General features: G+C 40.0%; 27 protein-coding genes and 5 pseudogenes. 17 read left to right on the top strand and 15 right to left on the bottom strand.

Annotated elements, in window-relative coordinates:
• The first annotated feature begins 98 nt into the window (after positions 1–98).
• Positions 99–1,688 (top strand): solute:sodium symporter family transporter, encoded by a 1,590-nt coding sequence (locus tag AC0C66_RS02390; protein WP_072183488.1) that lies wholly within the window; start codon positions 99–101, stop codon positions 1,686–1,688.
• Between the two features lie 33 nt (positions 1,689–1,721).
• Here the strand turns inward: AC0C66_RS02390 and desR are convergent, their stop codons facing one another.
• The 5 genes from desR to AC0C66_RS02365 form a co-directional block, all read right to left on the bottom strand.
• Positions 1,722–2,321: a two-component system response regulator DesR gene (gene desR, locus AC0C66_RS02385; protein ID WP_014114073.1), complete on the bottom strand. Its 600-nt coding sequence runs from the start codon at positions 2,319–2,321 to the stop codon at positions 1,722–1,724.
• A 19-nt stretch (positions 2,322–2,340) separates the two neighbouring features.
• The gene (gene desK / locus AC0C66_RS02380) at positions 2,341–3,453 is read right to left on the bottom strand and encodes a two-component sensor histidine kinase DesK (RefSeq protein ID WP_072183487.1); all 1,113 of its coding nucleotides are present in this window, start codon (positions 3,451–3,453) and stop codon (positions 2,341–2,343) included.
• A gap of 121 nt (positions 3,454–3,574) precedes the next feature.
• Positions 3,575–4,633, bottom strand: a complete 1,059-nt coding sequence (gene desA / locus AC0C66_RS02375) for a Delta(5) desaturase DesA (RefSeq protein WP_072183486.1) — start codon at positions 4,631–4,633, stop codon at positions 3,575–3,577.
• A gap of 167 nt (positions 4,634–4,800) precedes the next feature.
• On the bottom strand, positions 4,801–5,778 hold the full coding sequence (locus AC0C66_RS02370) for a S66 family peptidase (protein WP_072183485.1): 978 nt from the start codon (positions 5,776–5,778) through the stop codon (positions 4,801–4,803).
• 63 nt (positions 5,779–5,841) lie between these two features.
• The gene (locus AC0C66_RS02365) at positions 5,842–6,339 is read right to left on the bottom strand and encodes a GNAT family N-acetyltransferase (protein ID WP_072183484.1); all 498 of its coding nucleotides are present in this window, start codon (positions 6,337–6,339) and stop codon (positions 5,842–5,844) included.
• Positions 6,340–6,509: 170 nt separating this feature from the next.
• Here AC0C66_RS02365 and AC0C66_RS02360 point away from each other — a divergent pair, with 170 nt between their 5' ends.
• On the top strand, positions 6,510–7,292 hold the full coding sequence (locus AC0C66_RS02360) for a VLRF1 family aeRF1-type release factor (RefSeq protein WP_061188159.1): 783 nt from the start codon (positions 6,510–6,512) through the stop codon (positions 7,290–7,292).
• A 137-nt stretch (positions 7,293–7,429) separates the two neighbouring features.
• Positions 7,430–7,966, top strand: coding sequence for a DUF420 domain-containing protein (locus AC0C66_RS02355; protein ID WP_014114067.1), 537 nt, complete (start codon positions 7,430–7,432; stop codon positions 7,964–7,966).
• Between the two features lie 91 nt (positions 7,967–8,057).
• On the opposite strand, the gene AC0C66_RS02350 is transcribed toward AC0C66_RS02355, so the two are convergent.
• The gene (locus AC0C66_RS02350) at positions 8,058–8,735 is read right to left on the bottom strand and encodes a lysozyme family protein (RefSeq protein WP_014114066.1); all 678 of its coding nucleotides are present in this window, start codon (positions 8,733–8,735) and stop codon (positions 8,058–8,060) included.
• A 192-nt stretch (positions 8,736–8,927) separates the two neighbouring features.
• Between AC0C66_RS02350 and czrA the strand changes: the two genes are divergently transcribed.
• Positions 8,928–9,251: a Zn(II)-responsive metalloregulatory transcriptional repressor CzrA gene (gene czrA, locus AC0C66_RS02345; RefSeq protein WP_014114065.1), complete on the top strand. Its 324-nt coding sequence runs from the start codon at positions 8,928–8,930 to the stop codon at positions 9,249–9,251.
• A 25-nt stretch (positions 9,252–9,276) separates the two neighbouring features.
• Here the strand turns inward: czrA and csk22 are convergent, their stop codons facing one another.
• Complete coding sequence (csk22, locus tag AC0C66_RS02340) at positions 9,277–9,822, bottom strand: mother cell-specific sporulation protein Csk22 (protein ID WP_014114064.1); 546 nt, start codon at positions 9,820–9,822, stop codon at positions 9,277–9,279.
• 198 nt (positions 9,823–10,020) lie between these two features.
• On the opposite strand from csk22, the gene AC0C66_RS02335 reads away from it, so the two are divergent.
• The 7 genes from AC0C66_RS02335 to csaA all read left to right on the top strand — a co-directional run bounded on the left by AC0C66_RS02335 (position 10,021) and on the right by csaA (position 14,808).
• Positions 10,021–10,959, top strand: coding sequence for a helix-turn-helix transcriptional regulator (locus AC0C66_RS02335; RefSeq protein WP_072183763.1), 939 nt, complete (start codon positions 10,021–10,023; stop codon positions 10,957–10,959).
• 53 nt (positions 10,960–11,012) lie between these two features.
• On the top strand, positions 11,013–11,495 hold the full coding sequence (locus tag AC0C66_RS02330) for a GyrI-like domain-containing protein (RefSeq protein WP_014114062.1): 483 nt from the start codon (positions 11,013–11,015) through the stop codon (positions 11,493–11,495).
• A gap of 72 nt (positions 11,496–11,567) precedes the next feature.
• Complete coding sequence (locus AC0C66_RS02325; protein WP_061188163.1) at positions 11,568–12,269, top strand: MBL fold metallo-hydrolase; 702 nt, start codon at positions 11,568–11,570, stop codon at positions 12,267–12,269.
• Between the two features lie 5 nt (positions 12,270–12,274).
• A complete protein-coding gene (locus AC0C66_RS02320) occupies positions 12,275–12,850 on the top strand; it encodes a TetR/AcrR family transcriptional regulator (RefSeq protein WP_014114060.1) in 576 nt (191 codons plus the stop codon).
• Positions 12,851–12,927: 77 nt separating this feature from the next.
• A complete protein-coding gene (locus tag AC0C66_RS02315; RefSeq protein ID WP_072183764.1) occupies positions 12,928–13,671 on the top strand; it encodes a GNAT family N-acetyltransferase in 744 nt (247 codons plus the stop codon).
• 14 nt (positions 13,672–13,685) lie between these two features.
• Positions 13,686–14,411: an AraC family transcriptional regulator gene (locus AC0C66_RS02310; RefSeq protein ID WP_072183765.1), complete on the top strand. Its 726-nt coding sequence runs from the start codon at positions 13,686–13,688 to the stop codon at positions 14,409–14,411.
• A 64-nt stretch (positions 14,412–14,475) separates the two neighbouring features.
• A complete protein-coding gene (gene csaA / locus AC0C66_RS02305) occupies positions 14,476–14,808 on the top strand; it encodes a chaperone CsaA (protein WP_014114058.1) in 333 nt (110 codons plus the stop codon).
• A gap of 259 nt (positions 14,809–15,067) precedes the next feature.
• Here csaA and AC0C66_RS02300 read toward each other — a convergent pair whose 3' ends face one another.
• A complete protein-coding gene (locus AC0C66_RS02300; protein WP_133063221.1) occupies positions 15,068–16,504 on the bottom strand; it encodes a flavin monoamine oxidase family protein in 1,437 nt (478 codons plus the stop codon).
• Between the two features lie 128 nt (positions 16,505–16,632).
• On the opposite strand from AC0C66_RS02300, the pseudogene AC0C66_RS02295 reads away from it, so the two are divergent.
• From AC0C66_RS02295 to AC0C66_RS02280, 4 genes and pseudogenes are all read left to right on the top strand, one after another.
• A pseudogene (locus tag AC0C66_RS02295) lies at positions 16,633–17,186 on the top strand (SMI1/KNR4 family protein).
• A gap of 36 nt (positions 17,187–17,222) precedes the next feature.
• Positions 17,223–17,476 (top strand): annotated as a pseudogene (locus tag AC0C66_RS02290) (UV damage repair protein UvrX); the annotation flags it as partial.
• Between the two features lie 212 nt (positions 17,477–17,688).
• A pseudogene (locus tag AC0C66_RS02285) lies at positions 17,689–17,890 on the top strand (hypothetical protein).
• 594 nt (positions 17,891–18,484) lie between these two features.
• The gene (locus AC0C66_RS02280) at positions 18,485–18,862 is read left to right on the top strand and encodes a UPF0715 family protein (RefSeq protein ID WP_079288168.1); all 378 of its coding nucleotides are present in this window, start codon (positions 18,485–18,487) and stop codon (positions 18,860–18,862) included.
• 9 nt (positions 18,863–18,871) lie between these two features.
• On the opposite strand, the gene AC0C66_RS02275 is transcribed toward AC0C66_RS02280, so the two are convergent.
• The 5 genes and pseudogenes from AC0C66_RS02275 to AC0C66_RS02255 form a co-directional block, all read right to left on the bottom strand.
• The gene (locus AC0C66_RS02275; protein ID WP_088679210.1) at positions 18,872–19,102 is read right to left on the bottom strand and encodes a hypothetical protein; all 231 of its coding nucleotides are present in this window, start codon (positions 19,100–19,102) and stop codon (positions 18,872–18,874) included.
• Positions 19,103–19,302: 200 nt separating this feature from the next.
• On the bottom strand, positions 19,303–19,500 hold the full coding sequence (locus AC0C66_RS02270) for a DUF8096 family protein (protein WP_088679209.1): 198 nt from the start codon (positions 19,498–19,500) through the stop codon (positions 19,303–19,305).
• Positions 19,501–19,584: 84 nt separating this feature from the next.
• The gene (locus tag AC0C66_RS02265) at positions 19,585–20,145 is read right to left on the bottom strand and encodes a sugar O-acetyltransferase (RefSeq protein WP_014114051.1); all 561 of its coding nucleotides are present in this window, start codon (positions 20,143–20,145) and stop codon (positions 19,585–19,587) included.
• A 251-nt stretch (positions 20,146–20,396) separates the two neighbouring features.
• On the bottom strand, positions 20,397–21,389 hold the full coding sequence (locus AC0C66_RS02260) for a carbohydrate kinase family protein (RefSeq protein WP_072183118.1): 993 nt from the start codon (positions 21,387–21,389) through the stop codon (positions 20,397–20,399).
• Positions 21,364–21,729: pseudogene (locus AC0C66_RS02255) on the bottom strand (GH32 C-terminal domain-containing protein); the annotation flags it as partial. The gene AC0C66_RS02260 and the pseudogene AC0C66_RS02255, both read right to left, overlap by 26 nt.
• Position 21,730: 1 nt before the next feature.
• Here AC0C66_RS02255 and AC0C66_RS02250 point away from each other — a divergent pair.
• A pseudogene (locus AC0C66_RS02250) lies at positions 21,731–21,856 on the top strand (LacI family transcriptional regulator); the annotation flags it as partial.
• 335 nt (positions 21,857–22,191) lie between these two features.
• Here AC0C66_RS02250 and AC0C66_RS02245 read toward each other — a convergent pair.
• Positions 22,192–22,671 carry an asparaginase gene (locus tag AC0C66_RS02245; RefSeq protein ID WP_205635564.1) on the bottom strand — a complete coding sequence of 160 codons (480 nt, stop codon included), beginning with the start codon at positions 22,669–22,671 and terminating at the stop codon, positions 22,192–22,194.
• A gap of 34 nt (positions 22,672–22,705) precedes the next feature.
• Here AC0C66_RS02245 and AC0C66_RS02240 point away from each other — a divergent pair, with 34 nt between their 5' ends.
• The gene (locus AC0C66_RS02240) at positions 22,706–22,924 is read left to right on the top strand and encodes a cupin domain-containing protein (RefSeq protein WP_088679207.1); all 219 of its coding nucleotides are present in this window, start codon (positions 22,706–22,708) and stop codon (positions 22,922–22,924) included.
• A gap of 94 nt (positions 22,925–23,018) precedes the next feature.
• On the opposite strand, the gene pdxR is transcribed toward AC0C66_RS02240, so the two are convergent.
• Positions 23,019–24,419, bottom strand: a complete 1,401-nt coding sequence (gene pdxR, locus AC0C66_RS02235; RefSeq protein WP_165766224.1) for a MocR-like pyridoxine biosynthesis transcription factor PdxR — start codon at positions 24,417–24,419, stop codon at positions 23,019–23,021.
• Positions 24,420–24,449 lie beyond the last annotated feature (30 nt).

The following is a 24,449-nucleotide window of genomic DNA, read 5'->3' as shown; positions in this document are numbered from 1 at the left end:
ATAAAAGAAAAGCGGTTCCGATGTTTTTCACGTGTGAAAAATGGGTACATGGTAAATGCCCCTATCATCTATCTATTTGCAGAAGGAGTTGCTGGCAGTTGCTTTGGATCATTGTATCTTTTCTGGTTATCAATATCGGGATATTTCTATTTTCATGGCAGAGAACAAAGGGGGTTAACTTGCAATCGCCCGATGGATATTTTCTCGGAGGAAGAAGCCTTACTGCGTTATATATCGGGAGCTCGCTGCTGTTAACTAATTTATCAACCGAGCAGATGGTCGGGTTAAATGGACAAAGCTATGCAGGGTCTATGACAGCGATGTCATGGGAAGCGAGTGCACCGCTTGCGTTGATTTTCCTGGCACTTGTCTTTTTGCCCCGTTATTTGAAAACGGGAATTACCACGATACCTGATTTTCTAGAGCAGCGGTTTGATCAAAGAACAAGGCAGATCGTTTCTGTACTACTTATCATTGGCTACGCTGTTTCATTCCTGCCGACAGTACTGTATTCAGGGGCTCTTGTGTTAAATCAAGTATTCCGCATTACAGAGACGTTTGGCATCAGCACATTTATGGCAGTTTTTCTGATATCCTTAATTATTGGCGTAACGAGCTGCTGTTATATCTTTTTTGGCGGATTGAAAGCCGCTGCCTCAGCAGATGCCATATACGGAATTGGATTAATTTTCGGCGGTTTTTTTATTGTGATATTAGGTATTCTTACAGTCGGACAAGGCAGCTTTGGGGGCGGAGTTGCTCAACTGACGGCTTTACATACGGAAAAACTCAATTCAATTGATATTAGCAATTCGGCAGATGTGCCGTGGCCGACGATTTTAACAGGGCTATTAGTGAATAATCTCTTTTATTGGGCTGTTAACCAAGCGATCGTTCAGCGGGCATTAGGAGCGAAAAATTTGGCTGAAGGACAAAAGGGCGCTCTTTTAGCAGGTTTCTTTAAACTCATCGGCGTTTTTTATTTAGTCGTTCCTGGAGTGATTGCCTTTCATTTATATGGGGGCGGCATTGAAAATGCTGACAGTGTATATCCCCGGCTAATCGTCGATCTATTGCCGGCATCCCTTACCGGTGTATTCGCCGCTATTTTATTCGGAGCGATTTTGAGCTCGTTTAACGGCTCTCTGAACAGTACCATTACGTTGTTTACTCTGGACATATACAAACCGTTATGTAAGCCTCATGCAGATGAAGCTGAGCTCGTCAAAACAGGGCGAATTTTCGTCGCAGTTCTCGGGCTAGTATCGATTGTCATCGCACCCTTTATTTTATATGCGCCATCAGGGCTGTACAGCTATCTTCAAGAGATGTTCGGATTTTTTAATGTACCGATATTAGCAGCGGTCGTTGTTGGTTTCTTTACAAAAAAAGTGCCGGCATTAGCTGTGAAAATAGCGATACCAGCCCATATTGTTTTATACGGCTTATCAAAAATCTATTTAGGGCACATTCATTTTCTGTACATCCTTGCCGTACTCTTTCCATTTTCAGTGGCTGTGATGCTTCTGACAGGAAAGCTGTATCCGAGGGAAACGGATTATAAGCTTGATCACAATCCGCAAGTGGATGTAACACCTTGGAAACATGTAAAGCTGGTGTCCTGTATCATTCTGATTCTGGTTGCGGCGACGTACCTTTTGTTTTCTCCTTGGGGAATTGCTGGCTAACAAAAAGGATCTTGGCAGATGCCAAGATCCTTTTTATTTAAACCAACCTTTTTCCTTTGACCTGGTAATGGCTTCTATTCGGTTTTTCACTTCAAGCTTTTCTAGAATCATTGAGATATAATTTCGCACCGTCCCGCTTTTGATGCTGAGTTCCTGAGCGATTTCTTTTGTGTTTTTACCGTCAGCCACTAGTTCGAGCACTTCTTTTTCTCTGTCTGTAAGAGGGTTAGCCTCGCTGTATATGTCCTCCATCAGCTCAGGTGCATAGATGCGTTTTTCGTTCATGACGCTTCGGATGGCGCTTGCGAGCTCTTCGCTCGGACTGTCTTTTAACAAATAGCCCTTAACGCCTGCTTTAATGGCTCTCTGAAAGTAGCCGGGCCTGGTAAAAGTGGTTAAGATAATAATTTTGCAGCCTGTATCCTTTAACTCCTCAGCAGCTTCAAGCCCGGTTTTACCGGGCATTTCAATGTCCATAATGCATACATCAGGCAGATGTTTTTTGACAAAATCAACAGCATCTTGACCGTTTGTACCCTTGCCTACGACTTCCATATCGTCTTCTAAGTTTAGAAGTGATCCTAAAGCGCCCAAGAGCATTTGCTGATCTTCCGCAATAAATATACTAATCATGTAAGCCATCCTTTTTTGTTTATTTTGAGTTATTAGGAATTGACATGGTAAGCTTGGTGCCATTTTTTGTATCGATGTGAAGGCTCCCATTTGCAAATTCAAGCCGTTCTCTCATGCCAAGCAGGCCATGTCCTTTTGAAAAGTACTTCTCTTCACCTTGAAACGTTCCATCGTCAGTCACTGTAATGACGACTTCCTTCCAGAGCTGCTGAATGTCAACTCGGCAGGTTTTAGCCTGACTGTGTTTAACGACGTTAGTGACAGCTTCCTTTAAGCACATACTCAATATGTTTTCATTAAGCAATGAGATATTTTCAGGCAATTTATCTTCTTCGTAGATAAACGTAATGCCGGCTGCTTCAAGAATTTGTTTGATATTTATGATTTCATCCCTGAGCCGGATGCCTTTCATGGAGGATACAATTTTTCTGACTTCATTTAAAGACGTTCTCGCAGTTTGCTGAACGCTTTTCAGTTCACGTGTTGCTTGTTCAGGATCTTTGTATATCAATTTTCTCGCCAAGTCGCTTTTTAAACCGATTAGAGAAAGCTTTTGCCCAAGAGTATCATGGAGGTCACGGGCAATTCGCTGCCGCTCTTCTAATTTCACCAGCTCGGCAATCCGTTCATTTGCATCCTCGAGTTTTTCTTCCAGCCGTTCGCGCTCCTTGCGGCTTCTTATACTGAAGGGCAATAAAATCGCGCTGATGAGGGTAATGACGACAAAAGGAATTTGAGTCAGAAAAAATTCCTTTTTTAATACGAGACTGAAATTAGCTGCGACGGCTGCGCTTATTAAATGGACGTAATATAAAATATGAAAGGGGACGCGTTCCTTTATGTTTCCAATAAAATATGCGATAAAAAAAGCAAAATAAATATAACTGAACAGAGTAATGGAGGCGGTTGAAATGCCGATTAACAAAAATGCCCATAAATAAATGGCCCAGCCTTTTGAGACAAAAGCAAATCTATATACCGAAAAAAATAAAAGTGTCAAAATGATGCCGACGATGATAACAACTGTAGATGATGATTTCCATATAAAGTAGAAGGGGAGGATGAAAAATATCGTCCATATATAGGGCGTAATCCCGCTTAGTTTTTGAAATGTAAAATGCTTTTTAATCATAAAATTACCTCATTTTCGCTTTTCATCTTACATGTAACTTTATCATTGCGAAAGCCAGAATGCACCCTCAAAACAATAAAAAGGAAGCCTTCTTGTATATAAGAGAAGACCTCCTTCATCATCAGGCGTAATTCCGCAGTTTCTGTTTTTCTGTTGAATCAGGCGGAAGGCTGGAAGGTATATGTTTGATATCCCGAAATGATACAAATTGTTTTTTATCTTCATCCCATAGGCGGAATGCAAGTGACTGCAGACTTGTTTTTAAGGTGATTGTCGGTACGTTTTTTAATGGTTCGTGATGTTCATGAGCAACTTCAAGCCTATAGTTAGGCACCTTTGGACTCAAATGATGGACGTGGTGGTACCCGATATTGCCTGTCAGCCATTGAAGCAGTTTCGGGAGTTTATAAAATGAACTGCCCTCCACAGCAGCCTGAACGTAGCTCCAGTTTTCATCTGCTTCAAAATAAGAATCTTCAAATGTATGCTGCACATAAAACAGCCATACACCGATTGAACCTGAGATCAGAAAAATAGGGCCTTGCACTAGTAAAAACGATTGCCATCCAAAGATCAGACAGCAAGCAGCAGCCAACGCTACAATTGCCAGATTCGTAAGGTATGTGTTTATACGCTCCTTACGTCTTGCACCTTTTTTGTTAAAACGGTTGGTGATCAGAAAAACATAAATTGGTCCGAGAATAAACATGATAAACGGATTTCTATAAAGTCTGTATGCAAGCTTTGTTCGTCTGGATGCAGCTTTATATTCGTTTACTGTTAACATCCAGATGTCTCCTGTTCCGCGTTTATCCAGATTGCTGCTTGTGGCATGGTGAATTGAATGGCTGTGCTGCCACTGAAGATACGGGAATAAAGTCAGCACACCTGTCAGAAAACCGAAAATATGGTTATAGCGCTTTTGTTTGAAAAATGATTGATGGCAGCAGTCATGGAAGATGATAAAAATTCTTGTCAAAAATCCTGCGGCAATCACTGTTAATGCTAACGTAAGGAGATAGGAGACATTGAGGCTGAAATAAGCCAGAAACCAGAGTCCGAAGAAAGGAATAAACGTGTTCAAAAGCTGAATCAGGCTGTTTTTTGTTTCGGGCTGAGCAAAAGCGGCGACTTGCTTTGTCAGCTGTTTTTGTTTATGTGCAATGGTTTGTTCAGTCATAGTAAGTATCCTCTCATTGTGTGTCTCTGTTCAGTATACGTCAATGAGAGAAGTCGTTTGTAGTAGCACACATCATGCATCATATATGACATTTGTCATGTCTCCTCGTGTAGCTTGCATAAATGTTTGCGCTAAAAAAGCTTGTAAAAAAGAAATTTACAAGCTGATTAATGTTTGTCGATCCATATTCGTGATGTTCCCGAAACAGCTTCAATCCTGCATGTTCCGCCTATAGGGAACGTGGCAATTGGTGAGGTATGTCCGGCATTTATATTTGCGATGATTGGAAGGCCGGATAATTCTTTTTTTGTTCCAATCATGGCTTTTACATGTTCTATTGATACGTTTGATGCTTTTTGAAATCTGCCGATCAAAATCGCCTTTACATGAGAAAAAGCGGGGAGGTGGATGAGTGATTGCAGATCGCGGTCAAACATATGGATGTCTGACATATCATCATCTTCAATCAATAAAATGGCATTTTCTGTTTCAGGAAAATACTCTGTTCCCTGCAGCAAATTAAGTGTGCAAAGGTTTCCGCCAATCAAAGTGCCTTCAGCATAACCTTCATGGATCACAACAGGGCCGTTATTAGGGTAAAAGTGCCTGTTCTCTTGATCCAAAAACCAGCGGTCATCGCTCCACTCGCTAGAAGGATGAATGTCAAACGGGTCGTCCGAAGCGCAGCAAGAAAGAAAATACTCTGTTGTATAATCGAGTCCTTTTTCCATTGCAAATGTTGAAAAGTGGGGGCCTGAATACGTAACAAGGCCCGTTTTTTGATAAATGGCGTTGCAAATAGCCGTTATATCGGAATAGCCGCACAGAATTTTTGGATGCTGTTTGATTTTCTCGTAATCAAGATAACGCAGCAACTGATTTGAATTAAAACCGCCGAGTGTCGTTAAAATCGCTTTGACTCCGGGGTCGAAAAAGGCAGCGTGCAGGTCATGGACTCTTGATTCGATAGAAGATGAATCAAATTCGTTTATTTCATTTGCATATTCAGCGATGGTTACCCGATAACCTAAGCGTTCTAACGCCGTTTTTGCTTGCATTTTTGCTTCATTTGATAATATGGACATGCTAGTCGCGGGAGACACGATCCGAATTTCGTCTCCCTTTTTCAGTTTTGAAGCGTACATAGGACCCTCCATCAATGGTTTTACACCATTACAGCACATCTTGGCACATTCATCCAGACTTTTTTACAAATCAACCCACTTAATATAGCCTGATTGTGTATCATGATCGACGCATACTTTGAATTGATGTTTTTCATAAAAATGAATCAGCCGGTCTACATGATTCCAGTCCCGTTTGGCAATGTCGCCGGTGACTTTCGGTATATTGTGTTCTCTGGCGATATCTTTTAAATATTTCATGCAAATGGAACCAAATCCGTGATTCGGAGGGCCTTTTATGTCGCCGATATGAATGGCATCATCTTTGTAAGACGCTACAAGTGAAAAACAGCCTTTTCCTCTATAAGCCGTTTTACAATCGGTAAGCATAATTTTGCATGTTTGGCCATCATCAATCGAGGAAACGATCATCCACTCTTCATGTTTCGATTGATCAATACCAAGCACTTTGGCGTCTTTGGATAGATCCTTCATATTCTCCTGCATGCGGTAAATTTGAAATTCTAAATCATGTAGTTCTTCCTCAAGTTCTTGACGATTTTTTTCTTTAACAGTAAACAAGATCAATCTCCTTTCAAAAATCAGCTTAGAAACACAGTTACCAATTGTATTAGATGAGAGGGGCATTGTAAATAACAAATCCATTATTACTAGAAATTAGCGCAAAGTAAGGTTTGATCGTTTTTAAGAGAGGATAAAGAAAACTAACCTGTGAAAAAGGAGGAATCGGAATGGCGATTGATTCATTGATTAATAAATTACAGTATGTCCAATTGGAACCGCCGGATAAAATTCTCTCCCTATATCTTAATACAGACATGAGAGATCCAGAGCAACAGGGGGGAGAATGGAAAATTGCCCTAAAATCAGGATTCGGCAGATTGAAAGAGTATTTGGCAGCAAGTGATCCAGAGGAAGAGAAGTGTCTGGATGGAATCAGAACGAAAATTGATCAATACCTCAATGAAATGGGAAAAGACATGCCCCGCAGTCTCGTATTTTTTGTTTCCGATAGCGGTATATGGGAACCAATTAAGCTTCAAATCCCTGTAGAAACAAGATTTTACTGGGAAGAAACAGCTGTTCTGGATCAGTTGAAGGATTTGCGCCAAACGTACCCAAGTACGGCGTTTATTTTAACTCAGCAGCATGAAGTGAAAATTATTGAAACCGTTTTAGGCAAAATTGAGGCGGTTGAGCATTATGAGTACGATATCATCAATGAGTCTTGGGAGAATTGCCATTCCTCTGCAAAAAAAGCGGTACCATTTGAAGAGAACCGGATGAGGGAACATGTAAGGGAGAACCAAACGAGACTGTATAAGCGACTGGCTGCCAATCTAGATCAAAAAGCGGCCGCGAAAAGATGGGAACGAATGGTTATCGCCGGTGATAAAGAAACGGCGGATATCTTGGATCAGCACATGAATAAACCTATTCATTCGAAAATTCAAAAGAACCTGCTGAATGAAAATGAATATAAGGCGGTTGAGCATTTGATCAAAGAGGCGTAAACCTAACAGGGCCGGGGCTAAAAGCCGCCGGCCTTTGAAGTGTGTCTAATTTCTGACGAAGCAGTCGAAAACGTTGACATCTTCTTTGAATTTGCATACGATTTGGATAGCCAGTACAAATTAGGAGAGGTCACCAAATGAATCAAACAGAAAATAAACCGAAAAATTATACGGGGATTGTCCTTACGCTGACAGTTCTGATTAACGGTTTAATCGCAGTGCTGTTTTTTATGCCTAAATTAGATCAGTTCAGCCATGCGAATATTCACATTTTGCCAATGCTGAATGCGATATTCAACAGCTTTACGTTTATCTTCTTATTGGCCGCGCTGATTATGATTAAACAGAAAAATATCAAAGCTCATAAACGCTTTATTTTAGCCGCATTCACAACAACATTACTATTTTTGATTTGCTATGTTGTTTACCACTCGATTGCGGAGAATACGCTGTATGGCGGAGAAGGGATTATGCGCCCGATCTACTTCTTTATTTTAATTACGCATATTTGCCTTTCTGCGATCATTGTGCCGCTTGCGCTGTTTACGCTGATCAGAGGCTTCAGCATGCAGGTGGAGCGCCATAAAAAAATTGCCAGATGGACAATGCCCCTGTGGCTGTATGTAAGCCTTACAGGCGTTGTTGTATATCTGATGATATCACCTTATTATTAAAAGCCATACTCCGTATGGCTTTTTTAAACGTTTTTAAACATGACAAAAGCCCAAATCTGTTTTGGGCTTTTGTCAGTAAATTGATAGACTCTTATTTATGAGCCTTTGATTCCATGGTTTCAAGTGTTGCAACCTGCAAAGATTCTTCAACAGTTTTTGTTTTTTCTTTTACTTTTTCCGCATACGTGTAATCACCGTAGCAATACGGATAGCGGAAATTGTTCACATTTCCCCCGCACGTATACAGATCAGGATTTTTTTTGACTTGCTGCTCGGAGTATTGTTTTGCCAATTCCTCAGTATGCGTTCCTCCATGTTCAGCTACAAAATCAATGTAACCTGCCCCCATGTTGTAGCTTTGAATAATGGTATCCAAATCCACACCTTTTTCCTTACCGGTCTTGTACATGAGGGTAAATTGCTTGATGCCTTGTTTAACACTGAGTTGAGGGTCTGTTATCTCATTGCGTTTTAACCCCAGAGATTCAGAGGACTGCATGGGATCATTGCCTTTTCCTTTTGACTCCTGATACATCATGCCTAGAATGAGTGATGTATAATTAGAGAGTCCTTGGTTTTCAAGCTCGTCTTCCACCAGCGGTTTATAATCGGTTAAACGTTCCAAAACTATCGTTTTCGTATCGATTGGAAGTTTTTTGATCAAATCCCGGTTGAAAAAAAGCAAGACCAATAATAAAGAGGCGATGACAAAGACAAAAATCATCATAAAACCCGCAGCAGCGAAACAGCCTTTTCTCTTTTTCTTCACTGTGTTTCACCCTCAATGTTTGGAGCAGTATGACCTTTTTATTATGACATAGAACGATATATCAGACCAAGTAAAAACCTGATTTGAAACATAAATTTAAACTAAGAGATTGAATTGGAACATAAGCAGGCTGGTTTGCACCCAAGCACATTTGTTATAAGATAAAACTATGAATAAAGAAAGGTGATACAGATGACTGAATTTAGAGAAACGGACCGAACGGCTGCTGATCTTGATGAGGAAACCTTGTTTCTAGTCGCGCAAACATTCAAGGCGCTTTCTGATCCTACCAGAATCAGAATTCTCCATTTATTATCCCAAGGTGAACATGCAGTGAACGGAATTGCAGAGAAGCTGAATTTATTGCAATCCACTGTTTCCCACCAGCTCAGATTCTTAAAAAATCTCCGGCTTGTCAAATCGCGCAGAGAAGGAACATCCATTTATTACTCACCGGAGGATGAACACGTGTTAGATGTTCTTCAACAAATGATCCATCATACACAACATGATTAAAAAAGACATCCTTGCTTAATCGCTGTTAGCGGGCAAGGATGTCTTTTTCTTTATTGTGTCCGTTCTGATCGAGTTCGTTTCTGCTGAGCTTAATGACAAAAGAAGAAAAACCGATATAATAAACGGCTATCAGAAAAAAAACGCCAATTGTCAGAGGGTCCGTTCCAATTGACTGACTGTAAGATCCAAGGCTGTTGAGATCAGGCGAGGTAAGATAAAGCTCTGTCACTCGATACAGAAATCTTGATAGAAACAAGGTTAAAAGAATGACTTCTACCCAAATATGAGTCCGAAAATAAATTTTTCCTCTGCGCTTTTCAAAGGAGATGTTTTTCTTTGCGAAAACGACAAGGAGCCATCCGCCAAGAATGCCGAAAATGAGATATCCATATAAAAAAGGGTGAATGACGCTGAATATTGAAAGACCAAAAGCAAACAGCGAGAAAAGAATCATACGGGTGAACAGCCAGCGAGGCTTCAGCGGCTGATATCCGATGGACCTTTTAATTTTTTTATACAGAAAAAAGATGATAATCATGGCAGGATAAACGCTTTGAAGTGTAAGATGCATGATGTGAAATCCCCTCCGATGAGAAGTGTATGCTTATCCGGTTCGAAATAGTAGCTGAAATCAATACTGAACACAAAAAAGAAGGGGAAACCCCTGTTTTCATAACATATGCAAGGTGTATTTGGCCGCATAATAGATATGCCCAAGCTTTATAAAAATGTTAGGATTGTAAAATAAAAGAAAGAAAAGGTGCGCAGAATGAAACTGGAACGTTTGTTAGCGATGGTTGTGTTATTAATCAGCAAAAAACAAATGCAGGCAGCTGAACTTGCTGAGCTGTTTGAAGTATCCGTCAGAACAATTTACCGTGATATTGAGACGATCAATAGAGCTGGTATTCCAATTGTGACCTCACAGGGCTCCGGGGGCGGAATTGGCATTATGGAGACGTATCGGCTTGAGAGAGAGTGGCTGAAAGAGGAGGAGCTGTTTGCGATCGCTTCCGCTTTGCAAAGTGTCTCATCTATGTATGAACCTGTTTCTCACAGCACAGCTTATCAAAAAATCAAGCACATCATACCTGAGCAGTCAGCTGAAGCATTTAAGCACCAAACTGAAAAATGGTTTATTGACATGACGGCTTGGGGCCAGACTGAAGATCAAAAGGCGCTTCGTGAGAAAATCAGCGCCGCCATCGATCGATTGTCAACGATATCATTTACATATACTAACGCAAGCGGGGAAACACTTCAGCGTGAAACGGAACCTTATACATTGGTTTGCAAGGCGGGGCACTGGTATTTATATGCCTATTGTCTGGTTAGACATGATTTTCGCTTTTTTAAACTTAACCGAATGAAAGATCTGACCATATTACATCAGTCCTTTATCAGAAAAGAAATCCAGCTGGAGACCTTGCCGTGGGATAAGAACTGGTACCAAAAGGACCGTTTAACTGAACTGGTTATTCTCGTTCAGCCGTCAGCACGTCAGCGCATATTTGAATGGTTCGGACATGACGTTTTTCTTTACGATGAAGATGAAAACTGCCGGGCAGTGATTTCTCTTCCTGAAGATCAATGGCTGATCGGTTTTTTGCTGCAGTTCGGAAAGGATATTGAGGTTCTGCAACCTCTTCATATACGGGATAAAGTAAAAGATACCATTCGTCAAATGCAAAAAGTATATGAAACCTGACACACTGCTGTCAGGTTTCTTTTTTTATAATCTAGGTAAAAAGGAGGGATCGTATGAGTTTTTCACATATGACACACTTAGAACAGAAATGGTTTGCCGGACTGTCACAACGGACAAGCAACGCATTGGAAATGACGGAAGAAAGGCGGATCCCGGCACTATGGGACCAATTCTGGAAGAAGGATATGAGCGTTCTTTTCTCACAGGCAACAGATCAGAGCATTATTTCCTTATATTCCAATTACGAACAGGAGACGAAAGGGTTTTACACGTTTTCAATCGGAACGTTTCAGGCGGACAGCCGGACTCTTCCGGAACCATATGAAAACATTGATTTGCCGGCTTCCGCGTATGCCGTTTTTACTTCAAAAATCGGCCCTATTGAAGAGGTTGTGTACGAAACCTGGAAGGAAATTTGGACTTGGGATAAGCGTCATCTGCGTACATTTACAGGTGACTTTGAAATGTATGATCAAAGTGCAACAGTACCTCAGAGAGCACAAGTTAACATATATGTTGCCATAAAACATTCATAAACTCTTGAAAAACTAATGGTGTTAGTTAATAATAAAACTAACACCATTAGTTTTTATTAGGGGGATAAATAAATGAGAATTACCCAGTATCAAACAGTTTGGCAGCTGACTTTTTTTCCAGCTTTGTTTCCGGTCAATTGCTATTTAGTAGAGGAAGAAAACGAAGTCACCCTTGTTGATGCCGCACTTCCGGGCAGCTATAAAGGAATTATTCAAGCTGTAAACCAGTTAGGAAAACCGCTTCATCATATTTTACTGACCCATGCTCATGGGGATCATGTCGGATCACTGGATGCACTGACACAAGCATTTCCTCATGCAAAGGTGATGATCTCAGAACGGGATTCTTTCCTGCTGAAAGGTGACACATCTTTGCGTCATGATGAGCCGCATACTCCTATAAAAGGAGGTATTCCGAAACACGTGCAAACAAAGCCACACCATCTGTTGACGGGCGGTGAAACAATTGGTTCTTTGCTTGCAATTTCTACACCGGGCCATACACCGGGCAGCATGTCATTTCTTGATACAAGAAACGGCACGATCATAGCAGGAGATGCGTTTCAGTTGCGCGGAGGAATCGCTGTATCAGGCCAGATAAAATGGGCGTTTCCTTTTCCAGCCTTCGCCACATGGAATAAGGAGGAAGCCATTAAAAGCGCACAATTGCTTGCCGACAAGGCGCCTTCCTGTCTCGCAGTCGGACATGGGAATTTCCTGAAATCACCCTCAGAGCGGATGAGACAGGCAATCCAAAAAGCAAAGAAAGGATGATGAGCATGTCACCGAGAATAGGATTGAGCCAAAAAATGATTGTAGACGCCGCAGCGGAGATTGCCGATCAGGAAGGCTTGAATGGTGTCACGCTTGCCGCACTGTCTAAAAAAATGAATGTACGCCCTCCGTCGCTGTATAATCATATCAACGGGCTGCAAGCGATCAGAACAGAGCTTGCTGTCAGCGGGCTGACAAGGCTTTTAGATCAAATGGCAGACTCCGTAACCGAACAAAAAGGAGATTCCGCTATGCTTTCTTTAGCTCAGGCATATGTTGATTTTGCAGTTGAAAATCCCGGATATTATGAAGCGGCTTTGCTTAAGGTTCAGGATAAGAGGGCGGAAATCGTGTCAGACCAAATTGTCCGGATTGTTACGAACCTGCTCATTGAAAACGGCTATGCAAGCGAAAAGACTGCCATTCATGCGACAAGGGGGCTTAGAAGCCTGCTGCATGGCTTTACGACTTTAATCGCAAAAGAAGCATTTGAACGTGAAGAGGATATTTCAGAAAGTCTGTCATTTTCAATTCGGACGTTTTTGTCCGGATTATCAATAAACAATAAAAATGTTATGTAAACTAAGAAATAGATGTCTTATATTTCTGAATATTGTATAATGTCATGGTAGTATACACAGAGGAGAGACATCAGGCTATGGATGACATTCATAAAATTGAGCAGTTAGCGGCAGCTTCATGGCCGTCTTATATTCAGAAAAACATGGGACAATGGCTTCTTCGAGCGAACTTTGGCGTAACCAAAAGGGCGAACAGCGTGTGGACCTCTGCGGATACGCCTGAAGGAGATTTCCAGCAAGAGGCCGAGCATTTTTACAAAAGCTTAGGCTTGCCTGTTTGTTTTCATATCAGCAATGCATCTCCGAAAGGGCTTGATGCCGTATTGGCAGACAGCGGATATGAAAAGGCAGACGAGTGCTTTCAGATGACAGCATTGGGCTGGGACATTATGAGCCATACTGATGACAACAGTCGATTTACATACAAGTGGGAGGAGGAGCCGTCTTCTGTTTGGATTGATCATTTTATTCAATTGGAAGGATTTTCTCCGGAGCGGCATCAAGGCTACACAAACATTTTCGAACGTATGCCGTCGTGTAAAACCTTTTTCACGATGTATGACCAAGAGAGCCTGACAGCAGTTGGAACGGCTTCTGTCATTGATGGCTATGGCGGACTCAGTAAAATCGTTGTAGCCAAGGAGCATAGAGGAAAAGGGGCAGGGACCCAAGTGATCAGGGCGTTGACTAAATGGGCAATCAGCAACGGGGCAAAGCACATGTTTTTACAATTGCTAAAAGAAAAACTGGTGGCAGTTTCTTTATATGAAAAAATCGGATTTTCGCCTATATCTGAACACCATTATCGGATTAAAAGATGATCAAAGAAAGGAGCTTGCTGATGGACTCGCTTCAAGAGATTATTTGCGAAAAACGGACATACACACGCCTTTATCATTCACATAAGCACGGGTACAGCCAATTTCTTTTTCCGCTTGAAGGGAGTATTGATCTTGAGACAGAGGGACGCGAGGTGAAATTAAAGCCGGATCATTTTTTATATATTCCGCCGGAGTGCGAGCATCGTTTCCGTTCAATCGGTAGAAATGAATGTCTGGTACTGGATGTTCCGCTTCATGCAATGAAAATTGATGAGTATCATGCAGGATCGGGCATTGAAGCTGCGATTGATCCTTTCTGGTCTTCGATCAGGTACTTGCTGACAGAGGAAGCAAAGGCCGGAACAGCGAACTCGTTGCATATGCTTGTTCAATACATAAAAGAAAAGCTGCAATCCCATACCTACGCCTCAATTGCTTATATCCACAGCCATTTATCTGAGCGGCTGACGATTAAGAAGCTGGCAGAAATCGAGCATTACCACCCAGCTTACTATTCAAACTGGTTCAAAAAGCAGACGGGGAAGTCTCCGCAGCACTATATTGCCAATCTTCGGCTCGAGGAAGCGAAACGAATGCTGATAGAGAAAAATGAAACCCTTACCGTCGTGAGCGAGGCGCTGGGCTTTCAAAATCTTTCTTCATTTACAAGATGGTTCACAAAAAGTACAGGCATGCCGCCCCGGCTATATCGAAACACCTTATATTCGGATAAAAAATGATGGTTCTTTGGTTAAACGAACCTTGGATATCTCTTTTATAATAGGAGAAAAAGGAGTTATTGATATGGCAGTCATTGAGGACTTTGAGAAATTGGATATTAGAACAGGCACTATTGTAAAAGCGGAGGAATTTCCTGAAGCAAGAGTCCCGGCGATTAAGCTTGTGATTGATTTTGGAGCAGAAATCGGCATGAAGCAATCGAGCGCGCAAATCACGAACCGCTATCAGCCCGAAGATCTTATCAACAAGCAAATCATAGCAGTCGTCAACTTTCCGCCGCGCCGGATCGCCGGATTTAAATCGGAAGTGCTGGTTCTTGGGGGCATCCCCGGCCAGAGGGATGTCGTCCTATTGCAGCCAGATCAGCCCGTTCCAAACGGCACAATAATCGGATAACACACAAAAAAAGACGTTTGCCTAAGGCAAACGTCTTTGCGTATTGAGGCGATGCACCACACGCCACATTCGTGTGCGCCGCAAAGGGCATGTACATCGGCTTACACAATTCAGCTCATCGCTATATGAATATAGCATGGCGGGTGAAGGAATGCAAGGATTACTTTGTTATTGTGATTGAATTTGTACATCTGATTATGATCTTGATTATATGAAATTCTGTTATTCAACGAGCTTTAGTACAAGATGAGAGCAGGATCTAAGATAAACGATTAACTTCATAAGCGGTACGTATTCCAGATTCAATCGCACCTTGCATCCACGCATGGGTAAGTGAGACATGTTCTCCAGCGAAATGAACTCTTCCCTCAGGGACAGGGATATAAGGATACAGCTCTAACTCTTGTCCTGGTTCGAAAGCTGTAAAGGCTCCCGCAGAATAAGGGTTCTGACTCCAGCTAAAAGAGGCGCCGGACACAAATTCTGACCATACAATATCGCCATATATTTCAGATAAATTCAGTAAAGTATACTGAATGCGCTCTCCTTCTGAAAGACTGTCCCACATCAGTGCCTCGTCTGCCCAAGTATAACTCGCCAGAACAACAGCATGTCCATTTGCTCCAATACCAGTGCTTGGATAATACGAAAATCGAATCGGAAGATCAGTAATAGATTTGCCGCCGCGCTGCCCGGCTTTTTCCCAAAATCGGCTTTTAAACTCTATGCCGATTTTTGTTGCGCTCATATAGTTCAGTTCGCGAATTGCCCTCCGTTTATAGTAGGAAAAAGAATGGTATGGTTCGACTTTCACAAATCGCAATGTTGAAAAAGGAATGGTTACAATAGCGAGATCAGCTGTGAACGTTACATGTTCTGCTGTTTGTTGATGCTGACAATGAATCGTAACACTGTTCTCATTTTGAGAAATTTTCATCATTTTTTGATGGTATAGAATATTTGTTTTTAATTGAGGAAGAAACGCATGAGGAAGCCGATCCATGCCGCCTGTTATCTCATAGAAGTGAGATGGTGATGTAAAAAAGACGGATTCCCGTAACGCTTCAACAAGGGACATCCCCATATACGCTTCCATATCGAGAAGTATACCAATCATATCGATCGCGCCATATGAAAAGAAAGTGTTTAAGAAAGAGCTTAACGAATAATTCTTGTATTGTTTTTCAACAATCCGCCAATTTCTTGCAGGATCTTGATTAATAAAATTTAATATAGGCTGCAATACAGAAAGCATCAGCTCTTCAGCGGTTTTCCCTTGTTCGTTTGGTGCAACGGGGTATCTTAATATTCCAGGATTTTGTTCAAAAAGATGGAGACGTGTTTTGACTCCATTCGTGTAAATGATGTCCATTGGGGTTCTGTTGATAAATACATTTGTTGGCAGCCTGAATTTTTTTATATATTCTAAGGTTAACATATGGATATTCGGTATGCGCATCGGACCAACGTTGAAATACAATCCATCACTAAAGGGAGATCTCAACGTGCAGACACGGCCTCCTGCTCTACCGCTCGCTTCAAGAATCGTTACTCTGTGACCGGCATTTCTTAGCAAAGATGCTGATACAAGCCCGGCCAATCCAGCTCCCACAACAATAATATGCTTTGGATGATGTGATGCGCTAAGGCCATTTCTAATGATCTTTATCATATCTTCATTCATTAGAGAATTCACTTTTGGGGGGCACCTCTTTTTTGAATTTATTGCATTATATTCAGTGAAAAGGGCAGCTATCACGATCTATTCACATTTTTGGAATTTGTATTGATTCTCGTTAAAAGAACAATATTGGGGTGAGGTATTTGACTAACTTTGTTCATAAGACTGTAAATGGTTTGAAAAGTCTCTTAGATGAAAAAGGGGCTATTAAATTGTTTTGTTCGGAAGGGTATATCATGGAATGTCTTGTTACTTTTTCTCCGAACCAAGCAGCACTTAATGAAATTCTCAACTTTGAAGCGAAGTATCAACTTAAACTTCCAGAGGATTATCAGAAGTTTATTACACAACATAATGGTGCGAAATTTTTGAGGTTCTTGCTGATGGGTAGAATATAGGTGGAGGACTTTATTTATTTAGTCTTGAAGAGATTGAAGAAGAATTAAAATATGAGGATTTGTTTGAAGGCATCAATGGCATCCCAATTGGTCACTTATTAGAAGGTTGTCATTTGATGATCGACAAAGATAAATTGGACAAAGGTGATCCCAACTATCTTTTTATATTTCAAATGGGTGAGTATACACCATTAAATGTAAACTTTGAGATATTTATAGAGCGGTATATACAATCTAATGGGGCAACTTTTTGGGAATGGCGCTATTATACCGCAGAGAATTATTATAGAACAAGATAGTGCAATGTAAAAGACAGTCAGGTTTGGCTTTTCAGCTTGATGCCCTTCAATAAGTTTTATTCGGGAAAGACAGTGCGAAGTATCTCAGTCACTCTTTCTAATATTGAGAATGATGTTAATCAACAGTTGAGTTTACTTGAAGCGGATAATGAGAAGAGAAGAAGCCTGGATTCGTTATGGATGGGATTAGAAGCAAATACGGATCAAAAGCGATTCCGATAGCAGCTTCTAATACATCGGCAGGGACAGCACTTCATAGAGCTGGGCTAACTGGTGGACATAAATCATAAAAATAAGATGATAAATCTTTAATGTTAATTTGTTGCTTTAATGGAGAAACATAACGTATTCTGCCACCGTACACTTAATGATTCTGCTGGATAAAGAAAACATACCATTAGACAGATTTCCAGTTTTTACATAAACTGTTGGAAATGGTTTTTTCATCTGAGATAATAAAAATCTACTTTACTATTCTCATAAATAAACGAGGTGAAAATCAATGAATGGTATAGAATTTTTAGAATCTGTGTCGCAACTTGGACAAATAATTTTATTGTTCTCCGGCTACGCCCTTTATTGGAGATTGGGGTAAAACAAAAAGAGAACGAAGACTTACAAAATATGAGACTTTTCTTAGGTTCTTTGTAATGTTCGGCATATTGGCATGGGCGCTTTCGTTTCTTGCTTTGCATTTGTGGTAACAAACTTGCGTCGATATATGACTTATTATGTCTAATCATATTAACTCTAAAATAAAATCCGGTTTCTGATGATCCAGGTACGGGCAATATCATGTTATCCATCACTTGTACAAGATTTACTGAAGAATAATGTACTCAATTTTTCAATAGTCCTCTGATTCATTTCATATAAGCCTTTTTGAAAGTTAACCATTAAAATTTTATTTTGAAACTGTATTTTGTAGTGCAGCCTTTTTAATTTAATTAGCTAATATTAATCAAGAGTTGACAAAATTAGTAGCATCCATTGTTCAATAATGCTTCTAACCGGTTAAACATTAGACAAGAAACTTGGTTGGTTGAATAGAAGTAATGTTCCTTTTAGCTTTATGGAATCCTTTGTCATTCGAGGATGGAAAGCCACTAAAAATTGCTATCCCTACGACAACTGACAAGGTGGCTAATGCAAGTTTAAATTTCATCCCCTTTGAATTTGGATTCGGGCATCCACCATGACGTCAAAAATGGATGCTGCTAAAGCTATTTGGCTTAAGTAAAGTTCTGCACTGTTATAGGTTTTTCTACGACAGGAGGATAAAATTGCTATCTAATAAAATGGTAAACAGTTATGTTTATACTCTGGCAATTTCAAGTTTGTCATATGGTCTAATCTTTGGTCTGTATATGTTTGTTTACTCCGGTTTTATGGCAATCGCATTAGTCACTATCGGCATCATTGCATTTTACGCTTTAATCACTTACTTGGTGTTTGCTGTCCCTTTGCAAGTGTGGCTAAGAAGAAGGCACAGAAAATTCAGTTTGATCAATTTTTTAATTTATATTGCAGTGGCCTTTTCAGCTGTGTTTTTGTTCTGGTTTGTTGATTATCCGCCAAATGCTCTTACCATGTTCAGAAGCTTTGAGTATTACATTATGAGTATTGTAGCTGCGTTTATTTATTGGTTTTGGGATTCGATATTCCTACGAAATTAACACATTAAATTAAATCATGAATTTCACACCGTTTACAACAAGTAAGAAGGCTGCTGATCCAAACAGTAAATATCCAGACAGTTTTTGTTTGCTTAATATCGCTTCAACTCCGACTAATGATAAAAGGGCGGCAACAAATAATTGCACAACAATCAACAATAATTCATTTTGATTGAACAGTGAGTATACGCACAAGACTAATGCAAAGCAAGAAACCGAAATTTTTGCAACTTTTAGCAAGGTATCACTCCTTATGCAGTCATGAATTAACCTTAACACGATTACGCATCTTAATCCGAGAGCATAAAGAATCAAGATAAAAGAAGTGTTTTATTTAAAATGGGGGGGATTTGACTTGAATATATTCATTTGGATTGCAATGTTTATCGCTATTTTTGGCGGCTCTTATGCAGGTTACAGAAGGAATAGAAAGAAAGAGCTTAAGCAAAAAGAGCATTAAAATAAATGCTCTTTTTCATCCCACAACGCCGGCATTCACGCAAGAATACACCACTTTTTACAGTGCTTTTGAACAAAGTGTAATCGCAATTGGCGCAGCGACCGTATTTCACATCTGGATAATCTTTGTAATCATAAATTATTGAAGTATCGTTCCCGTTAGTTATAAAAGATGCGATATGCTGGTTCCAGCTGATGAAACAGAATAAAGCCTAACTTATTTAAGGATCATACCTCTTTTACTGATCGAAAACGCTAGTGTATTATATTTCGAGATGTTTAATTAATTGAGCTGGATTGCCCCCAACAACAACATTATCTGGCACATTTTTAGTAACAACAGAACCAGCAGCAATAACCACATTGTTACCTATCGTAACTCCTGGATTTATTACTGAACTTCCCCCAATCCATACATTATTTCCGAAAGTAATGGGTTTTCCATATTCTAACCCTGAATTGCGTTCTGTTGGATGAAGTGGGTGTGTAGCCGTATAGATTTGTACACTAGGTCCAAGCATACAGTTATCACCAAATCGGACTTCACATACATCTAAAATTGTACAATCAAAATTTGCGAAAAAGTTATCGCCTACATAAGTGTTATATCCATAATCAAACCTAATATTGGGTTGCATATATACGTTTTCTCCTGATGAACCAAGTAACTCTTTCAATAAATTAACCCGTTTAACTACTTCGGTTTCTGTAGATTGATTGTAAATTCTAACAAGTTGGCTTGCGTTTTGTCTGTCTTTTGCTAACTCGGGGTCCGACGGATTATATAAATCCCCGGCTAACATTTTCTCTTTTTCTTTTATCATTAATATCTCCCCTTGTTATGTTTTAATAATGTCTGATTTTAAAAAAGGTTTAAATTAAATTAAGTTAGTTCCTGTAAAACGACTTTGTTATCCTCATAAGCAAGTCTTTATTGAGGTAGTTCAGTAGATAAGTCACCAGTATTTTTTAATTCATGGCAGAACGTTTACATTAAACTACTGTAAGAGTTGGGCAGTGCAAGAGAAATAATCCACTCTTCTTTAGTAAATATGAGTGGATTATTTCTAAGTTCTTATTTTTCTTGGATTTCCGTCCTAGCCGAAATAAAGTTCAGTACATGCTGTCTGCCCGGTGCAGCGTGAATTGCTCCTTTTACAGAAGCAGTGAGAGCTCCGCTTGCATTTGCAAACGTCAGCAAGCGCCGGTGATGTTTACTTATTTGTTCGCACAGCGTCTCCTTTGATATGCCGATTGACATCAATTCAGATATAAAGCCGCCGATAAAGGCATCGCCCGCACCGGTTGTATCGCAAACAGCTACTTTAAATCCCTTATGTTCGTACGACTCGCCATTTTTTAAATAAATCGCCGCACCGTCGTTTCCTTTTGTCAGAACAACGACATTAACAAGTCCGGTAAAAAGCGATGTGACTGCTTCTTGTTCGTCATCAATGGTTGTGATAAACTGCAGTTCCTCATCGGACACTTTTAAGATATTCGCAAGAGGCAAAAACCTCAGAATCGTCTCACGGCAGCTTGCCTCATCAGGCCATAAAGGAAGCCTGATATTGGGGTCAAAGCTAATGATTCCACCGATTCTTTGAAAGTCCTCAATAACTTTGATATGGGCTTGTTTCATTGGACTGTCAACTAAATCGATTGAACAAAAGTGAAGCATATCTCCTTGATTAAATCTTTCCGACATCAACTCATCCGGTGAAAGCAGCAAATCGGCGGCATTTTTTCGATAAAAATGAAAGCTCCTTTCCCCAGACTTGTCTACAGATACAAATGCCAATCCGGTTTCACCTTGATCGCTTTGAATATTAAAAGAAGTATCTACGCCATTTTCTTTAAGTACGCCAACTATATAATCCCCGAAATGATCGTTAGCAATCTTCGTCAGCATGACGGCATGTGCGCCGTATTTTGCAGCAGCGATTGCCGCATTCATCGGCGCGCCGCCGGCAACGCGTTCAAAGGATGTGACATCTTGTAAAGCCTTTTCTTTTTGGACTGGAATGAAATCAATCAGTGTTTCACCGATGCAAAATATCTTTTTCAAGCGATTCATCTTCCTTCCAGATGTCTTTTAAAGTCCAATAGGTGAATTCCTCAACCCTTACAGCGCCTTTCTCAGAAAAAAGCTCAATTCCCAATCGATCTTTTTTCGGATAAATGCGGCTAGTCATCGTTATTTCTCCATGGTTTGCGAATACTTCGATCGAGGATCTGTCAATAAATATACGCAGTGTCAGCTTTCCATTTGCTTCTAGCGGCGCATTTCTCACACTGTCTCGCGATTTCCCCATCTTAGAGCAATCGAGTGAGAGCTTTTGATCAATTATGCTGTATTTGATAGCTGTTTCTTCTTCTTCAAGGCCGAGAATCTTCAAACCTACTGATCAGCCGATCGAATTAATTTCCGAAACAGCCATTGAGATTTTAGAAAAACAAATTGAAGGCGAATTTGATGATTTGCCGCTTGAAACGTATTTGCCCGTACAGCTTTTTGAAGGTGGGACGACTTAAAAATTGCTGGAGTACGTACTCTATTTAATGGAGTAATATTATTTCTCACATAATCAGGGAAGGGATATCTGGTTCGATCTCATTGGGAAACGTACACGATATAAAACGGCAGGAATATAATTCCTGCCGTTTTATTTGCATGGTGCAGGGCAGAGGAGACAATAGTGAAAAATGTATTACTATTGTAAAACAAGATTCGCTTATCTTCTTAGAGATGAGAAAAAGCCGCTATATTAACGGTTAATTTAGAAGTAAAATCAATCGAGGAATTCATGATTAGGTGCTAGAGTAACATTCCGGGATGTTTCGTTTATAGTTCGAGTCATAACTTTAGATCAATGAACTGCCTCGTCAAGGTGAAAAGCAGCATTAACTTCGCTATTTGAAGCATTGGTTATATTCATACTTTTAAATGACCTCAAATTTTTCGTTTCCGAGGGATTTAACACACCAAGATCCTCGAGACATCTTATAACAATCGGAGCTATTGCTCTAGTGTAATTCCCATCTTCAATTTTTATTGCAATACCAATGTCAAATCCTTTAATTGCTACACAATATACCCCGTCAGATCCGAGCTTTCCAATAAGTTTCCCGTTAGTCTTCTTTATAAGTTCAGTGCAGAATCCGCCTGTACCAGCTACCATCTCAGGTGCATTATTCATTGCTGAGAAAACTCTCTCACATGAATTTTTTAACTCAGGTTTCAATCCATCTGGGCATGCAAGCTTTGCGTAACCTAATGCTGCATTATAAAGGGGAATACCATGTACAGGAACGCCGCAACCATCTATAAAAATAGTGAAATCAGACAATTCTACCCACTTGATAGAAGATGACGGAATTTATATGACTTGTCCATTTATTCCTTTTGATAATGAAACTAAATTTGAGGTTTATAAAATGGAAATAAAATCAGGTGGCGTACATAAGTCCAATCCTCATTATAAGGGCGTTAAAGAATATGTTTTCGTTTCCTCTGGAAATATAGAAATTGAAATAGAAGATAAAGTCTACAGAGCTTCTTCTGGAGAAGCTGTGGTTTTCCCAGGAGATGTGTATCAATAAAAATATAGGGGAAACCACAGTATCTACGTTTATTTTGTTTTTTTATCCCAACCGATAAGGATGTCTAGGGGTATTCTGTTTGAATGAAAATAAATCAAAGTCTCCAGCACTTTAACAACATTTGCACTGCATCTTCTAATTCATCTTCATGAATACCGGCAAATCCAAGAATGATTTTTGGAGGACTTTCAGACTTTTTCTCGAGTGAGTAAGTGGATATCGGGTAAATTTTCATGTGTGCCTCAGATGCCTTTTTGACCAGTTCATCCTCACTCATACCATTATTAACAACAAGAACTATGTGAAGTCCAGAGTGTTCTCCTATGATTGAGAGCTTATCTTCATACGGTTTTAGCAATTCTATAACTTTTTCGAGCTTACGGCGATAAAGCTTTCGCATCCTATTTAGATGCCTTTCGAAATCTCCTTCCTTCAAGAATTGAGCCAGAATGTGTTGGTCAATTCTTGAGACAGAGGGGGAGTGATAGAATGACAACTTTTCTTTATATTGCTTGAAGAGGTGTCTTGGCAGCACCATATAACTAATTCTGATCGATGGCATCAATGATTTTGAAAATGCTCCTAAATAAATCACTTTTTCAGCAAGACCCATGCTTTGCAAGGAAGGAATTGATTTTCCGCTATAGCGAAATTCACTATCGTAGTCATCTTCTATAATATAGCGGTTTTTTTTCGCTGCAGCCCATTTTAACAACTTAGTTCTGCGATTTACCGATAGTACAGTTCCGTATGGAAAGTGATGGGATGGTGCTATATAAACGACATTTATATTTTTATGATGAATCGTATCTACTTTTACTCCTTCCTCATCTACTTCAAGAGCGTACACTTCATTTGGATAGCTCTTCAGAATTCGTAAAATCAAATGGTAACCAGGATCTTCTACACCATATACCGTTTTTTTATCTAATAAGAGCAATAGCTGTTGCAATAAAATTTCTATGCCTGCGCCAACAATAATTTGATCTGGTGAACAATGTACTCCTCTTGCATGATAAAGATAATGAGCGATTTCTTGCCGCAACACCATCTCTCCTTGTGAGTCTCCGAGCAGTAACAAGGAATGATTCTTTTTGTCGATTGTATTTCGGGCATATTTGCGCCACACGGAAAATGGAAAATTCTTTGTGTCAATAGCGCTTGGGTGGAAATCGTATTTTATATATTCCTGAGCTTCTTCTGTATTTTCTTGTAAGTATTGATTTGTTTGTACATATTCTAAATCTTCATATGTCATAACAAAATAGCCCCTGCGGGGAGAAGCCTCAATATATCCTTCTGCTGCCAATTGCTCATATGCTGTCTCAACTGGGTTTTGACTGATTTTTAAAAAATCAGCTAATTTTCGTTTAGAGGGCAGTTTTGTCCCGTATGGTATGCGACCTGCTATAATTTCTTTTTTTATATATAAATATAATTGTTCATATAAAGGTATATCACTTGATCTATCTAAATGACATGATAGCATTTCCATTTTCATTGCATCTCCTTAAAACTGACATTC

Source organism: Bacillus sp. VA13 (assembly GCF_055710085.1).
The sequence above is the reverse complement of the archived record's forward strand: the minus strand, read 5'-3'. Positions and strand labels throughout refer to the sequence as shown.

Bases quoted from the DNA above. Each gene is read 5' to 3' on its own strand.
- desR (WP_014114073.1), bottom strand. From the start codon at position 2,321: ATGATTAGTATATTTATTGCGGAAGATCAGCAAATGCTCTTGGGCGCT.
- desK (WP_072183487.1), bottom strand. From the start codon at position 3,453: ATGATTAAAAAGCATTTTACATTTCAAAAACTAAGCGGGATTACGCCC.
- desA (WP_072183486.1), bottom strand. From the start codon at position 4,633: ATGACTGAACAAACCATTGCACATAAACAAAAACAGCTGACAAAGCAA.
- AC0C66_RS02370 (WP_072183485.1), bottom strand. From the start codon at position 5,778: ATGTACGCTTCAAAACTGAAAAAGGGAGACGAAATTCGGATCGTGTCT.
- AC0C66_RS02360 (WP_061188159.1), top strand. From the start codon at position 6,510: ATGGCGATTGATTCATTGATTAATAAATTACAGTATGTCCAATTGGAA.
- AC0C66_RS02355 (WP_014114067.1), top strand. From the start codon at position 7,430: ATGAATCAAACAGAAAATAAACCGAAAAATTATACGGGGATTGTCCTT.
- czrA (WP_014114065.1), top strand. From the start codon at position 8,928: ATGACTGAATTTAGAGAAACGGACCGAACGGCTGCTGATCTTGATGAG.
- csk22 (WP_014114064.1), bottom strand. From the start codon at position 9,822: ATGCATCTTACACTTCAAAGCGTTTATCCTGCCATGATTATCATCTTT.
- AC0C66_RS02335 (WP_072183763.1), top strand. From the start codon at position 10,021: ATGAAACTGGAACGTTTGTTAGCGATGGTTGTGTTATTAATCAGCAAA.
- AC0C66_RS02330 (WP_014114062.1), top strand. From the start codon at position 11,013: ATGAGTTTTTCACATATGACACACTTAGAACAGAAATGGTTTGCCGGA.
- AC0C66_RS02325 (WP_061188163.1), top strand. From the start codon at position 11,568: ATGAGAATTACCCAGTATCAAACAGTTTGGCAGCTGACTTTTTTTCCA.
- AC0C66_RS02320 (WP_014114060.1), top strand. From the start codon at position 12,275: ATGTCACCGAGAATAGGATTGAGCCAAAAAATGATTGTAGACGCCGCA.
- AC0C66_RS02315 (WP_072183764.1), top strand. From the start codon at position 12,928: ATGGATGACATTCATAAAATTGAGCAGTTAGCGGCAGCTTCATGGCCG.
- csaA (WP_014114058.1), top strand. From the start codon at position 14,476: ATGGCAGTCATTGAGGACTTTGAGAAATTGGATATTAGAACAGGCACT.
- AC0C66_RS02280 (WP_079288168.1), top strand. From the start codon at position 18,485: ATGGTAAACAGTTATGTTTATACTCTGGCAATTTCAAGTTTGTCATAT.
- AC0C66_RS02265 (WP_014114051.1), bottom strand. From the start codon at position 20,145: ATGATAAAAGAAAAAGAGAAAATGTTAGCCGGGGATTTATATAATCCG.
- AC0C66_RS02240 (WP_088679207.1), top strand. From the start codon at position 22,706: ATGACTTGTCCATTTATTCCTTTTGATAATGAAACTAAATTTGAGGTT.
- pdxR (WP_165766224.1), bottom strand. From the start codon at position 24,419: ATGGAAATGCTATCATGTCATTTAGATAGATCAAGTGATATACCTTTA.